Source organism: Alcanivorax sp. (genome assembly GCF_040118815.1).
Classification (GTDB): Bacteria; Pseudomonadota; Gammaproteobacteria; order Pseudomonadales; family Alcanivoracaceae; genus Alcanivorax.
Genome location: NZ_JBEDTC010000006.1, coordinates 432,619 through 445,882 on the forward strand (window position 1 = coordinate 432,619; position 13,264 = coordinate 445,882).

Below are 13,264 nucleotides of genomic sequence, written 5' to 3' on the forward strand. Positions count from 1 at the left end.
TCAATTGTCGATGATTAACAGATCCGCACACAGGGCCCTGGGGGTTTTGGTTCGGCGCTCGACCACGCGGCTGTTCAGCTTGCCCGCTTCGCATTTCTCTGCCAGTGCATAGAACGGTGAGCGGCCCGGGTCGGCAATGATGATCTGTTTGACACCAGCGCGCAGGCTACGGCGAATCAGGTTATACAGTACCGGCGTGAGCTCATCCCAGAAACAGATGTCTGCGCCGGCGACGATATCCACATCCGCCAGCCGCGCTCGCGTCAGCTTCTCGAAGCGAGCTTGCAGCGGTGTCACGTCTACCTTGTTGATACTGGCGTGCAAATCCAGGTAGGGGTACACGTCCGGGTCGGCATCGACTGCGGTAACCCGGCAACCAAAGCGTTTTGCCGTGAAAATGGACAGTGGGCCCCAGCCACAACCGATATCCATCAAATGCTCATCAGCAGTCAGCTTTCGCTTGGTCAGGTGATCCATAATCAGGTAACTGGAATTCCACACCTTGTTGCCGTGAATTGACGGCGTGTGGTTGGCCCGTTTCAGGCGCCGCACTTCCTTGTGGCCGGAACGCAGCAGGGTAATGCCGCGAGTGCGAATGGTATGGGGTTCTCCAGCACGTATAACTGTTCCTGACATAATCGCTCACCAGCGGCAAAGTTTGGAAACAGTACGGTCAAGCCCCCTGTGATTCAAGTACGAAATCACGGGCATAATACAGGGATGACGTTACCAATGATAAAAACACAATGATCAGAACGGGTATCGTGGGGCTAGGTGGCCTGGCAGCTGGACGATCGCGATATATTCGTGCCGTCGCTGCGGTGGCCAAAATGGGGACGGTATACGCGTCCGGGCTGCGCAGTGGGAATAAAGCTGCTTGCCATCGCCGTGGAGCGCAAATCCTGGTCGCTTTGTGCCGCCGCAATGGCGCGTTCTGGGTCAAGGCTGCACAATTCTTTAGTTGCCGGCCTGATGTGTTGCCGCTGGAATATATCGAAGCGTTCCAGCAGCTGCAGAACGACGCTCAGCCTGTTTCTTTCCCGTTGATAGAGAGAACCTTGCGACGCTCCTGGGGTGCAGACTGGCGTGATCAATTTGCCTGGCTGGATGAAACCCCTGTGGCGGTGGCGTCTATCGCGCAGGTGCACCGGGCACAGCTCAAGGATGGCCGAGACGTGGCGGTCAAGGTGCGATTACCTGGCGTGAAACGAATTTTCGAACAGGATGCCAAGGTCTTTCAGGCGGTGGCGGCGTTGGTGGCGCCCACATTCCGTGAGTTCGATCTGCAGCAAGCCATTGAGCAGTTGCTGATAATGACGGCCATGGAGCTGGATTTTCGTAACGAAGCCGCGAACACGATGCGCTTTTCCCGTCAGCGCCATCACGAGCGTATTCGTATTCCGGATATCATTGAGGGCTTATGCGGTGAATCGGTGCTGGTCACCAGCTGGGAAGGTGGGAAGCGATTACGCAATTATCTGGACGACAACCCTGAAAAAGCTCAAGACCTGCTGGGTGTGTTGCTGACCAGCTATCTTCAGCAGGTGACTCGGTTTGGCGTCTACCAGGCAGATCCGCATCCGGGCAACTTTTTGGTTAATGATGCTGAGCAGGTGGTGATTCTTGATTACGGTGCCATCGGAGTGCTCACGGCGGACGAGGTGCAGCGATACTCCCGCCTGCTGTATGGGCTGATGGGCTTTGAAGGGCCAGTGGATATTGGTGAATTATTCATGCAGGCCGGGTTCAAGGGCGGCAGCCCGGAAACCCTGAAACAATTGGCGCTGTATGTGCTGACCGATCGCCTCAATGAACAAGGCCCTATTGGTGCCATGGGCGAATTGATGAGCAGGTTTCGGGAAGAGCGCATTAGTATTCCCGATTCCTATATCGGCATTTCCCGGGTGCTGATTACGCTGGGCGGTTTTTTGATGAGTTACCAGGTGCCGTTCGATTGGACTCCGCCGGAGCAGCGCACCGGCGGAAGTTAGCCTCGATCAGGGCCGTACCTCGCGCCAGAAGGCACGGAAAGCGTCGGCGCTTTTACCCGGAGCTTCAACCATGGGGGCATGACCAATACCGTCGAGAATGACAGCGCGGGACTGTGGCAATTCCGCAAGGAAGGCGTCCACGTTATCTAGTCCTAGCAAGCGGTCTTCTCGTCCCCATAGCACTAACGTCGGTGTCTGAATTTTGGGCAACAGATTTTTGCCCTCCAGAGCCATTCCTGGGTCACGTTGCAGGTCGCCCCATACTTTCTCTGCCACCTCTGCATTTTCCGCTTTTTTCTGTCCCATAATGTCAATGAAGAATCCGGGGATATAGGGCGGTTCTTCCATTGCCCATTTTAAGGTGGTCTGAAATTGTTCCGGTTTGTGTGGAATAAGTGGATTGCTGTCACTGTTGGCGAGAATATTTTTGAACTCTTCGGTTTGGCGGGTGAGCCCAGCTGAATTGACCAGCCCCAATGAGAGAACCCGATCGGGTGCCTGTTGTGCAATAGCCAAGGAAATGGCTCCCCCCATAGAGTTACCCGCTACATGAAAATTTTTGATTTCCAGCGCGTCCATCAAGACCAATAGGCGGGCAGCTTGAGCATCCATGGTGTAATCAAGGTCGAGATTTCGGGTGGTGTCTCCATGGCCAGGCAAATCAGGGACGATAAAGAAGAAATCACCTTCAAGTTCATTGGCGAAACGAACCCAGTTACTGGAGTCGGCACTGAAGCCGTGGATCAGTAAGACGGCTTCTTTGTCGGTGTGGTTTTCGCCGTTTTGCTCGCTGGCAAGCAGGTGCCACTCGATACCGTCTGCTGTGGTCAGTGTCTGGTCATTAAGCCCCGCTCGATTTTTTTCAATATTCAGGCCTTTGTCGTAGGCCCAGTGCGCCATTCCTTCACAGCCACTGAAAAAAAACGTAGACAGGATCAGAAAAAAAAGGTGTTTCGGTTGCATGCCAAACTCTCCGTCATATGCCGTGAAACCCGATGCAAGAACCATTTGGGCTTGAGTGGCAAGCAATAGGGTTACCTTGCCAAAGTGGGCCAAGCATAGGGGAAACACAGGCAAAAAAGCCTTCTGAACGGGCCATTTGTATCAATCAGAACGGTTTTCTAGCGGGATTTAAGGTTCCAGATGCCGGCAGCCACAATCAACAGAGTGCCGAGAACAGTAGTCAGGACAAGGGTTTCTCCCCAGAACATCCAGCCAAGCAGTGCCGCCCAGATGACGGAGGAGTAATTATAGACACCGACCTGGCCAGGGCGGGCAATTTGATAGGCGGTGGTCATGGCGTACTGCCCGCCCGTGGCAACCAGGCCGATGGCGAGAAGCCACAGGTAATCGGTGCCAGCGGGCTGGGTAGTAGCCCACAGCAAGGGGAAAGCTGAAAACAGCGTGGCAAAAAGCGCAAAATAGAACACCACACGTTGGGCGGGCTCGGAAACCGCCATGCGACGGATGCTGACTTTGGCGATACTCATGATGGCCGCACCCGCCAGTGCCACCCACATTACGGGATCGATGTACCCTTGTCCGGCGCGCATGATGATAGCAACCCCGATAAAGCCAGCAACGATCGCGATCCAGGTATGCAGACCGATACGTTCCCTGAGCCATAACCAGGCGATGACCGGCAGGAAAAACGGCACCGTCATTTTGACAAGTACAGCCTCGGCCAGGGCAATATGGCCAATGGCGTAAAAAAAACAAAACATGGCGCTGACGCCGGTGAAGGCACGGATCAAATGCAGATGCACAAATTGGGTTCGCAGCTGTCCAAAGCCACCGCGAGTGGCAATGATGGGAAGCAGGAACATCAACCCGAACAGGTTGCGTGCAAACACAATGACTTCGGTGTCGAGATGATCAGAGAGATGCTTGATCATGGCGGCCATCACCGCCAGCAACCCCTCACCAAGGATCAATAGCAGGGCACCCTTCAGGGGTTGATCATTCATTGGCAAGGTATCCGGTGATGAAGGGGCCGAGGGTAAAGGGTGCCATGGCCAGGCAGAGTGATCCGACGATTGTACTTGTCGACATATTCGCAGCTGAGGTGGCCTGATAGCCTAGGCTGTGAAGCTCGCTCAGAATAGGTTGAGGCTTTCGGTCAATCGGGGCGGCATTCTAACGCCGTCCCCGGCGGGACGCCATGCCATACCTTGGAAGGACGCAAAGCAAGTATGCGCTGTTTTATCGGGATTCCTGTTACCGGCACGTTGGCAGACCAGTGTGGGGCTCTGTCTCATAGCATGGGCCGCGCGACGCCCGTGGCCAACCTGCACCTGACTCTGGCATTTCTCGGCGAACAGTCCGAATCGTCTGTGCGCGAGCTGCATGGTTCGCTGGCAGCGCTTGCTGGCAGACACCGAGCGTTTCAGCAGTTGCTCAACCGTTGTCATCCCTTTCCCCGGGACCAAGGCCCTTTTATGGCATTGACCGGTGCAGCATCTCCGGCACTCCAGCAACTGCATTATGAGCTTTGCCTGTGCCTTAAAGAACACGGCTTGGCGCTCGAAGAGCGGCCGTTTCGCCCTCACATTACGCTGGCCAAGCCGGGGACAGCGAAAGCGCCATTCAATGCGACCGGAGAGTGGGTGTTACCGGTGGATACGTTGTGGCTATATCGCAGTGAGCTGGGTGAACCGTTTCCGACCTATGAGCCACTGGCACGGTTTTCCCTGAGAACGGGTTAAACCGTTGCTATGATGCCCAGCAAGGCATTGCCAGCAACCCGCGAGCATCCAACAACTTGAATTCCTCGCTATCACCCGCATGCTTGATAGAGTATGCATGCAGTGCAACAAGGAGAGCTTACCGATGCAGCTACTGAGCAACAGCCTCACCGATCAAGCACCGATCCCGGAAAAATTTGCCTTTGCGGTGATCGACCCGGATACCCATGTATCGCTGTCGACCAATATCAATCCGCACCTGGCTTGGAAAGGCGCCCCGCAGGGCACTCGTTCCTTTGCGGTAGTGTGTTTGGACCCGGATGCGCCCAGTTCAGCAGATGACGCGAACCAGGAAGACCGGGAGATTTCCGCCAGCCTGCCACGCGCGGACTTTTACCACTGGACCCTGTTTAACATTCCGGCGGAGCAGAGCGAAATCCGCGAGGGTAGCCATTGCCAGAGCATCACCCCGAAGGGTAAACGTGGCCCGGCCGCCCCGGATGGTCAGCGTCATGGGTTGAACGATTACACCAGCTGGTTTGCCGGCGACGCCGACATGGAAGGGCAGTACTTTGGCTACGATGGCCCTTGCCCGCCGTGGAATGACAGCATCGTGCACCGTTATGTCTTTACGGTCTATGCGCTGGATGTGGAGACGTTGCCAGAGAGCAAGGATGTGAGTGGTGCAGCGCTGGCTGAACAGATCAAGGCGCATGCGCTGGATCAGGACAGCCTGACGGTAAGCTATACGTTGAATCCGCGTTTGGCTGACGAGTGAGTGTCGCAACCCTCATTCGTGTTGAAAGCGTTTCACTGTGAGTGTTGGATTACGCCTTTCAGGCTAATTCAACCTACAAGAGAGCGAATACCGCGCGTAGGTTGTGTAGACCCCCCACCGCCAAGACACAAAAAAGGCCGCGAAAGCGGCCTTTTTGCATCCCCCTTTATGCTAGGGGATTTATTTGGTCGGAGTAGCAGGATTCGAACCTGCGACCCCTACGTCCCGAACGTAGTACTCTACCAAGCTGAGCTATACTCCGATGGCTGCGCATTCTAGCAGCCAATTCAGAAAATGCTATACCTAAATACGGCGTGGGCACATGGCTGCGCAGTTTCTGGCCAATCCGGCGATCAGCGGGCAAAATGCGCGCCCGCATGTGTTTCACCCATGTATTTCACTATGGATACAGGACTCAAATGACACCGTTTATCCATCCTTGGGGGCAGCTTGAACTGCAGCGTTGGCCCCGCCGGCGAAACGAGACTTTACAGGCTTGGGACAACGCGGATCTGTATCTGCTCAATACGCTGGCAGAGCGTGGGCTGTCTGGATCGGAGGCCACCAAAACCGCCAACACATTGGTGCTGAATGATCAGCAGGGCGCACTGGCATTGGCGTTGCAACAGAGCGCCTCGCCGGGCGATGCGTCGGTGGAAAGCAGCGGCGATTCCTTTATGGCTCTGGCTGGCGCCCAGGCCAATGGCGAAGATAATGGGCTGACAACGGCAACACCGTTTCTGTGGCCCTTCGATCCGCCCGGGCAGACGCCGGATCAGATCGTTATGCGTGTGCCCAAGTCCGTTGCGCTGCTCGAATGGCAGCTGCACTGGCTTAGCCAGCATATACCGCAGGGCGTGCCTGTGTGGTTGGCGGGTATGGACAAACACTTGCCCCGACAGCTGGTGCCTTTACTGCAACGTTATCTCGGTAACGGCCACGCCGAGTACGGCTGGAAAAAAGCCCGCTTGTTCAGTGCGCAGGCACCGGGGCAGGTTCTGGCGGAAACGGGCTATCCCTCGATGGTGGAGGCCAAAGACTGGCAATTAACCGTTCATGCCGGCGTGTTTGCCCAGCAACAGCTGGATATTGGTGCGCGGTTCTTCCTGGAGCATTTGCCACAGGCTTTGCCTGCGGGCGCACGGGTAGCGGACCTGGGGTGTGGTAACGGGGTGATTGGTCTGGCGGCGTTGCAGGCGAGCCCAGGCATTGAGATGACGTTCTGTGATGAATCCTGGCTGGCGCTGGAAAGTGCCCGAGACAATGCGTCGCGCTATTGTCCTGATGCGCAGTGCCGCTTTCATCATGGCGATGGTTTGGCGGGGCTGGAGAATGATTTTGACTGTATCCTGCTGAACCCGCCTTTCCATGACGGCCATGTGGTCGGCGATCATGTGGCCCGGCGGCTGTTTAATCAGGCGGCACGGGCCTTGGCACCGGGTGGTGAGTTACGGGTTATCGGTAACCGGCATCTGGACTACCACAAGGTGCTGTCGCGCCGGTTCGGATCGGTGGCGGTATTGGGCAGCAACGCCAAGTTTGTGGTGTGGCGTTGCCAGCAACCGCTGACCTGATGTTAACAGGCCCTAGTCCGGGAAGTTGATGTGGTTGAAATCACTGACTACAGGGTGGCGGCTTTGCAGCCCGGCCTGTTCGCGGTCGAGCAGGCAAGTGTGTAAGCCCGCTTCGGCAGCGGCATCGAGTTCTGCTTCGATATCGGACAAAAACAGCAGAGTGTTGGCTGGGCGGCCGATGGTCTGCTGGATGTCACGGTAGCTGTCTGCGGCCTGTTTGGGGCCAGTGGTGGTATCGAAATAACCGGATAGCAGCCCGGTGAGGTCGCCGGCATCGCTGTAGCCGAAAAACAGCTTTTGAGCGGCGATGGATCCGGAGGAATAAACATACAAATCCAGCCCGCTCTCGTGCCATTTCTTCAGGGCCGGGGCTGTGTCCGGGTACATGTGGGCGGTGTAATCGCCGTTTTCGTAGCCGGCCTTCCAGATCATTCCCTGCAAGGCTTTCAGCGGGGTGGCCTTGCGGTCTTCCTCAATCCAACGGCGGAACAGGTTGCTGGCTTGCTCCGGGGTGCCAAGCGTTTTCCCGGCTTCGGCTTCGGCGGCTTTAATCTGTTGCTGTACGGCTGAATCGTCCCAATGGGCATCAAGAAAGGCAGGAAACTGCTTGGCGGCATAGGGAAACAGTACGTTTTTCACAAACGCAATACTGCTGGTGGTGCCTTCGATATCAGTGATGATGGCGTTGATCATATATCTCGAGCCTGCTGTGGGAGCGTGCCTGCACGCGAAGAATTCGGCGGTATAGCGGCTGTTGCGTCAGTCCAGTCGATTGAAGCGCTGGGCAATATCGCTGCCGGTAAAGTCGGCTACCCAGCCATCCGGGTTGTTGAACAGGCGAATGGCGACAAAACGGGGACTTGGCCCCATATCAAACCAGTGCGGGGTGTTGGCCGGCACGCTAATCAAGTCCCCCTTTGTGCACAGCACCTCGTAGACCTTGCCCTCGATATGCAAGGTGAATAGTCCCCGGCCTTCCACGAAAAAACGCACTTCATCTTCACTGTGCCGATGTTCCTCGAGAAACTTCTGCCGGAAGAGGGCTTTGTCCGGGTGATCGGGCACCATGCTGACCACGTCCACGGTTTGGTAGCCTTCGTCGGCGATCAGTCGGTCAATGTCCGCCTGATAGGCTTGAATCACTTCTTCCTGCTGGGGGGCTTCAGACAACGACTGGTTGGCTTGCCATTGTTCATAGCGTACCCCGGCGCCGGCCAGCACGCGGGCCATGGCAGCCTTGTCGGTGTGGTGTTGTTCCAGCACGTCAGGTGCCAGGTCGGAAAAGACTTTTAGTTCGCTGTGCATGGCATCTTCTCTCTTATCTGTTCTTTCTATCCGTACTTTCTTGCCAGAACATGTTGCTTGCGCGCGGTGTATCAAGAGCCCCGAAGACGGCGGCATTCCAGTTCAATGGCCAATAGGGTTTCCAGCGCTTCCAGTTGACGGTAACAGCCAGGCAGGTCCCTCGCCCAGGTGTACAGGCCGTGGCCACGAATCAGGTAGGCGTGGCTGATGTGCCCAGCCCGCATCTCCTTATCCACCTCACCGGCCAAGGCGGCAATATCCTGGGTGTTCTCGAAGATCGGTATGGTTAGCCGGCTGTCATGGGTGGTGATGCCTTCCAGGGCCTTGAGCAGTTCATAGCCTTCCAGCGTAATGCTGTTGGCGGGCCAATGCCTGGTCAGCACGGTGGTGGCGTGGCTGTGCGTATGCAGTACCGCCTGAATATCGGCATCAAAGCGGTAAAGCTGGGTATGCAGCAAGGTTTCAGCGGAGGGCTTGCCGGAGGAAGCGGGTTGCCCCTCCATGTCCACGGCCATGATGTCGATTTCACGGAGAAGGCCCTTGTCCTTGCCGGATTGGGTCACGGCCGCAAAATCTGCATTCAGGCGCTGCGAGTAATTGCTGCTGGTAGCGGGCGACCAGCCATGGGCATAAATGCGTTGGCCAGTGGCCGCCAGAGCGCGGGCGGCGTCGCGGAACGCACTGGTGGAATAAGGGCGATCAGTCATGGTGGCGTTCCTTGGCCTGGCTCAGGTGAGCCTTGAGTTTTTCCGTGTTCGGCTTATGGATAACCCCTTGTTCGGTGACGATGGCGGTGATCAGCGCCGCGGGGGTGACATCAAAGGCCGGGTTGTACACTGGGCAGTTCTCGGGCGCTACCGGTTTGCCTTGGATGGCGCGTACTTCACTGCCGTCGCGCTGCTCAATCTCAATGTGGCTGCCGTCGGGGAGTGCCGGGTCCAGGGTGGAAACGGGGGCGGCGACAATGAATGGAATCTGGTGATGCTGCGCCAGTACCGCCAGATTATAGGTGCCAATTTTGTTGGCGGTATCACCGTTGGCGGTAATTCGATCGGCACCGACGATGACCGCCTGAATTTTGCCTTGTTGCATCAGTTGGCCTGCGCAGCTGTCGGCCACTAGCGTGACCGGAATGCCGTCATTGAGCAGCTCCCAACTGGTGAGTCGGCTGCCTTGCAGCCACGGGCGAGTTTCACCGGCGTAGACCCCGGCTAATTGCTCACGGGCCCAGGCGCTGCGGATGATGCCCAATGCGGTGCCGTGGCCACCCGTGGCCAGCGCGCCGGTATTGCAATGGGTGTAGACCGTGGCGCCATCAGGGAGCAGGTCGGCGCCGAATTCGCCCATGGCCTGGTTAGCAGCCAGGTCTTCGCGGTGAATGTTTTCTGCATCGGTTGCTAACGCCTGATACAAGGTGCTGCCCTGAAGATCACCGGCAATACCTTGCAGTCGTTCCAGGGCCCAGAACAGGTTTACTGCGGTGGGGCGGCTGGCCGCGAGGGTGGCGATGGCGCTTTGTAACGCGGCGAGGGATGCGTCATCGCCCAATTGTCTGGCTTCCAGCGCCAAGCCATAAGCGGCCGTGATACCGATGGCCGGTGCGCCGCGCACGACCATATCGCGGATAGCATCGGCTGCTTGCTGGCTGTCGAGTATATCCAGCCACTGGGTCTCCGTTGGCAGGCGGCGTTGATCCAATAATTGCAGGCGATCGCTATGCCAGCGAATAGCGGCGCTATTAACGGCCATGGGAGGACTCCTTGGATGCGTCCGGGTGTTCCAGTGGGCGGCGATGGTACTTGCCCCTGATCCAGTTTGCGGCCCGGAAGACCCCGGGGCGGCGCATGATAGCGCGTTCCAAACGGTATTTCCCCGGAAATGTACTGGTCATGATGGCGATCAAAATAGTCAGCAAACCTTGCCCGGGAAGGACCAGCATTAGGGTCCCTGCGACCAGCAACAGTACCGCCAGCAGATTGCGTAACAGCCATACTAACCAGGCAAGAGCGCCCCGGTTCTGATGTGGTGAATACGCTTGGGTAAAATAGTTCTCCGGTATGCGCACCAGAAACCAGGGAAGCGCCACCAGTGACGCCACGGCCATGATGACTCCAGTAACGGTCAAGGCCGGCAGCCAGGGTTCCAGTTGTTGGGCCAGTGGCGCGAGCCAGCCGGGCAGTTCAGCGTTCAATAGGCCTCCGGAGAATAGTGTGAACGTACGCTCAGTGAAACGTACAATGGCGCTATGACAGGCAATTTTCAATCGTGGTTATGCCGGTGTAAGGCGTTATTCATGAAGCTGCTTTGCCGTTTCTGTGTTGAGACTTGGCGGTGGAAACTGTCAGCTTGGTGCAACATTAATTATTGATGGAGGCGCGTGGGCCAGTTTGGGTCGATAGTGCCTTCCAGGAGAAGTGAATATGGCCATGGCCGGGCAGGTAGTACTGGCAATCGTGATCGGACTGTTGATTGGCTCCGTACTCGGCTTGTTGATCTGGAAAGCCTGGATGGTCCGTCACCGCAAAGCCCTTAGGCTGGCGGAGCAGGAACGCAGTGTGGCGCAGTACACGCATATACTCGATAGCCTGGAGGTGCTTTGCCGCGCGGTGGAGCAGAAGCAGGTTGAACTGAGTGAGGCGGCCATCCGTATTAGCGCTTTGCTGGACAGTCTGCCGGCGGATATTTCCCCGAAAGCGGATGTGGCGGCGATCCATCAATTTGCAGAGACCTGCCAGCAGTTCGATCGGGGAGAGGGCCGCAAGGGCCTGACGTCCCGCGCTCGCCATAGTCAGGATAATTACCGCTGGCAGCTGGAAGACGAACAGGCCTTTGTTGTTGGTGAGGCGGTTCAGCGGCTGGTAACGGTGTTGCCGTCCTGGCGTTCGGTGTTGCTGTCAGGCTCGTCCAGGTAGCGGAAGTCGGTCAGCTCAATGCGGCCACGGATAAACGGGTTTTCCCGGTGGTCCATACGCACCATGAAGTAATCCAGCTCCTCGGCGGCCCAGAATTCGGAATGGCGACCTCGCTCTGCGTAATCTCGCTCAAGGCCTGCTGCCTGCCAGGTGCCTGCGGGGGTTTTCAATGACTCTGTGCCAAGTGATTCATAATGGTAATCGGTCATTCCATCGGGCTCGGCGACGGCGTAGCTGAATGTGGTATCACCGTTTGCCATGTGACAGCGTGCCACCATGGCTACACTGAGTGCATCCAGAGTATTCGCCGCCAGTGCGTAGGTGGCTTTGCTGCCCTGTGCTTGGCCTGCTTCCCAGTCAAAGCGAATTTCGCCGCCTCGCTGCATGCCAAAGCCTGCACTGGCATGCTGGTAGTGGAAGGGGGTGGCCTCACAGTTTTGCCAGTCAAAATGGGCACTTTCTTCATGGCTGAATAGCCGGTTCTGGGCGGCGAAATGGAGTCGGTAACCGGGCTCGGCTTTCTCCAGACGAATCGTGGCGCTGAGGCCTACAGGGATGCCGTTGACAACGACCCGGTAAGTGCCTTCGGCGGGGCGGAGTTCGGCGGGAAAGGGGGCCTGCGCGGCCAGTGGCTGGCACGCCATAAAAGCCAGGCAGTACAGCAGCCGTCCCGGTGTCAATATTCCAGTATGATTCGCCACTTCCCTGTGTTCCTGCTCTGTTGGGGCGCTGAAACGACTCTGTTCTATATGCTGACTGAAACGTTACTGCGGCCAGGTCATTGGCCGTTGCGTTTCAGGCTAGGAACAAACGGCGTTTCAGCCCCGCAATTTTTGTTAATTTGGTCAGTCAAGTATGGATGAAAATACCCTGCACGTCGCCTTTCCCGCCCCGACTGCACTGCGTGATGCCATTGATGTGTATCTGGCGCAATGCGATGGAGAGCCGGGGGTGTCTCATGTGGCTGAACTGGAACTGTTGGTCACTGAGTTTGTTGATGTTGTGTTAAACGTTTATTTCAAAGGTCCCATCGAAGCCGCGAACAGCCAGGGCGCGGCGGCCCGTCTAATTCTGGGGGCCATGAAGATCATTAATCGGGCAGCCGACAGCCTGGTCGGGCGGTTGATTCGCAATACCACGGTCGCTGAGCAACAAGCCCTGGCTGACTATTTTCACCGCTTGAGAAAAGTCCTCAATAGCAACGTCTACGCGGCTTATCCGCTGGAACCGGCAGTGGCGGAAAAAGCAGCTATGGTTTTTCTTGAGTATCAGCAAGGCGAAGGTCAGCTAGAGGCATTATTGAGCGTGATGCAGGCAATCAATGACGGTGCCGTGGTTAACTTTATGGATAATTCTGTTTCCTGTTTACAGCTGGGTCGGGGAAATCGTGCCCTTGTGTCTGCGGCTCGTGTTACAATATGTAAAGCTGCGGCCTCGGCAACACACAAGGGCCTGACAGCCATGGATACCGACGCCAGGAAGGCGGTGGTCAATTACTTCGACAACATGCTGATACGGTTCGATGATGGATAGCAGGGAAACGCGCGGCGCAAACCGCCGCAAGCTGGCACGAATCAACACGCAAATGCGTATCGACATCTATCGCCACCGGCTGTTCGGTGGTTGGCGTTTCATGACCCGGGCCAAGGCGCTGGACTATAACCGTTACGGAATCGGTCTTACCTCGCCGATTAAGTTCAGTAATGGCACCATTCTGCAGCTCGATCTTTATTCTCCAGGCATGATTCTGCGTCGTGTGTCCGCTGAAGTGGTGAGTTGCCAGCGGGCAGGGCAGGCCTACCGTCTCGGGCTGCGCACCTACTCTAATTTACGCGAATTGGTGGGTGATACAGATCAACACCAGATTCGCTATCTGGCGGGTATGGAGCCATTGCTCGGGACGGTGGGTACTGGGTGATTCTGCGGCCGGAAGCTGGTGCTGCTTCGGCTTGGCTTGGGATGGTGGATAAACGCTGATTCCAGAAGCGCTGCCTGCGAATAGCCATAAAAAAACCGCCAT

16 protein-coding genes and 1 tRNA gene are annotated in these 13,264 nt (G+C 56.7%); 7 read left to right on the top strand and 10 right to left on the bottom strand.

Annotated features, from left to right (window positions below; genetic code table 11):
- Positions 1–636 carry a class I SAM-dependent methyltransferase gene (locus ABNH18_RS06025; protein WP_349381941.1) on the bottom strand — a complete coding sequence of 212 codons (636 nt, stop codon included), beginning with the start codon at positions 634–636 and terminating at the stop codon, positions 1–3.
- Positions 637–830: 194 nt separating this feature from the next.
- Between ABNH18_RS06025 and ABNH18_RS06030 the strand changes: the two genes are divergently transcribed.
- Positions 831–1,991: an ABC1 kinase family protein gene (locus ABNH18_RS06030; RefSeq protein WP_349381942.1), complete on the top strand. Its 1,161-nt coding sequence runs from the start codon at positions 831–833 to the stop codon at positions 1,989–1,991.
- Positions 1,992–1,997: 6 nt separating this feature from the next.
- On the opposite strand, the gene ABNH18_RS06035 is transcribed toward ABNH18_RS06030, so the two are convergent.
- Complete coding sequence (locus tag ABNH18_RS06035; RefSeq protein ID WP_349381943.1) at positions 1,998–2,954, bottom strand: alpha/beta fold hydrolase; 957 nt, start codon at positions 2,952–2,954, stop codon at positions 1,998–2,000.
- A 158-nt stretch (positions 2,955–3,112) separates the two neighbouring features.
- On the bottom strand, positions 3,113–3,958 hold the full coding sequence (locus ABNH18_RS06040; protein ID WP_349381944.1) for a DMT family transporter: 846 nt from the start codon (positions 3,956–3,958) through the stop codon (positions 3,113–3,115).
- 225 nt (positions 3,959–4,183) lie between these two features.
- Between ABNH18_RS06040 and thpR the strand changes: the two genes are divergently transcribed.
- Both thpR and ABNH18_RS06050 read left to right on the top strand, forming a co-directional pair.
- Positions 4,184–4,696 (top strand): RNA 2',3'-cyclic phosphodiesterase, encoded by a 513-nt coding sequence (gene thpR, locus ABNH18_RS06045; RefSeq protein ID WP_349381945.1) that lies wholly within the window; start codon positions 4,184–4,186, stop codon positions 4,694–4,696.
- Between the two features lie 124 nt (positions 4,697–4,820).
- The gene (locus tag ABNH18_RS06050) at positions 4,821–5,453 is read left to right on the top strand and encodes a YbhB/YbcL family Raf kinase inhibitor-like protein (RefSeq protein WP_349381946.1); all 633 of its coding nucleotides are present in this window, start codon (positions 4,821–4,823) and stop codon (positions 5,451–5,453) included.
- Positions 5,454–5,638: 185 nt separating this feature from the next.
- On the opposite strand, the gene ABNH18_RS06055 is transcribed toward ABNH18_RS06050, so the two are convergent.
- Positions 5,639–5,715 (bottom strand) — tRNA-Pro (locus ABNH18_RS06055).
- 157 nt (positions 5,716–5,872) lie between these two features.
- Between ABNH18_RS06055 and ABNH18_RS06060 the strand changes: the two genes are divergently transcribed.
- The gene (locus ABNH18_RS06060; RefSeq protein WP_349381947.1) at positions 5,873–7,027 is read left to right on the top strand and encodes a class I SAM-dependent methyltransferase; all 1,155 of its coding nucleotides are present in this window, start codon (positions 5,873–5,875) and stop codon (positions 7,025–7,027) included.
- A gap of 12 nt (positions 7,028–7,039) precedes the next feature.
- Here the strand turns inward: ABNH18_RS06060 and mtnC are convergent, their stop codons facing one another.
- The 5 genes from mtnC to ABNH18_RS06085 all read right to left on the bottom strand — a co-directional run bounded on the left by mtnC (position 7,040) and on the right by ABNH18_RS06085 (position 10,523).
- Positions 7,040–7,720: an acireductone synthase gene (mtnC, locus tag ABNH18_RS06065; protein ID WP_349381948.1), complete on the bottom strand. Its 681-nt coding sequence runs from the start codon at positions 7,718–7,720 to the stop codon at positions 7,040–7,042.
- A gap of 66 nt (positions 7,721–7,786) precedes the next feature.
- On the bottom strand, positions 7,787–8,332 hold the full coding sequence (locus ABNH18_RS06070) for a 1,2-dihydroxy-3-keto-5-methylthiopentene dioxygenase (protein WP_349381949.1): 546 nt from the start codon (positions 8,330–8,332) through the stop codon (positions 7,787–7,789).
- 71 nt (positions 8,333–8,403) lie between these two features.
- On the bottom strand, positions 8,404–9,039 hold the full coding sequence (locus ABNH18_RS06075) for a methylthioribulose 1-phosphate dehydratase (RefSeq protein WP_349381950.1): 636 nt from the start codon (positions 9,037–9,039) through the stop codon (positions 8,404–8,406).
- Complete coding sequence (mtnA, locus tag ABNH18_RS06080; protein ID WP_349381951.1) at positions 9,032–10,081, bottom strand: S-methyl-5-thioribose-1-phosphate isomerase; 1,050 nt, start codon at positions 10,079–10,081, stop codon at positions 9,032–9,034. The genes ABNH18_RS06075 and mtnA overlap by 8 nt, the downstream gene beginning before the upstream one ends.
- Complete coding sequence (locus ABNH18_RS06085; RefSeq protein ID WP_349381952.1) at positions 10,071–10,523, bottom strand: hypothetical protein; 453 nt, start codon at positions 10,521–10,523, stop codon at positions 10,071–10,073. The genes mtnA and ABNH18_RS06085 overlap by 11 nt, the downstream gene beginning before the upstream one ends.
- Before the next feature lie 229 nt (positions 10,524–10,752).
- On the opposite strand from ABNH18_RS06085, the gene ABNH18_RS06090 reads away from it, so the two are divergent.
- Positions 10,753–11,244 carry a DUF2489 domain-containing protein gene (locus ABNH18_RS06090; protein WP_349381953.1) on the top strand — a complete coding sequence of 164 codons (492 nt, stop codon included), beginning with the start codon at positions 10,753–10,755 and terminating at the stop codon, positions 11,242–11,244.
- Here the strand turns inward: ABNH18_RS06090 and ABNH18_RS06095 are convergent.
- On the bottom strand, positions 11,181–11,945 hold the full coding sequence (locus tag ABNH18_RS06095; RefSeq protein ID WP_349381954.1) for a DUF3108 domain-containing protein: 765 nt from the start codon (positions 11,943–11,945) through the stop codon (positions 11,181–11,183). The genes ABNH18_RS06090 and ABNH18_RS06095 overlap by 64 nt on opposite strands.
- Positions 11,946–12,099: 154 nt before the next feature.
- Here ABNH18_RS06095 and ABNH18_RS06100 point away from each other — a divergent pair, with 154 nt between their 5' ends.
- Positions 12,100–12,777, top strand: a complete 678-nt coding sequence (locus ABNH18_RS06100) for a hypothetical protein (protein WP_349381955.1) — start codon at positions 12,100–12,102, stop codon at positions 12,775–12,777.
- Entirely contained in the window at positions 12,770–13,162 is a 393-nt protein-coding gene (locus tag ABNH18_RS06105) for a PilZ domain-containing protein (protein WP_349381956.1), read from the top strand. Before ABNH18_RS06100 ends, ABNH18_RS06105 begins: the two co-directional genes overlap by 8 nt.
- Positions 13,163–13,264: the final 102 nt, after the last annotated feature.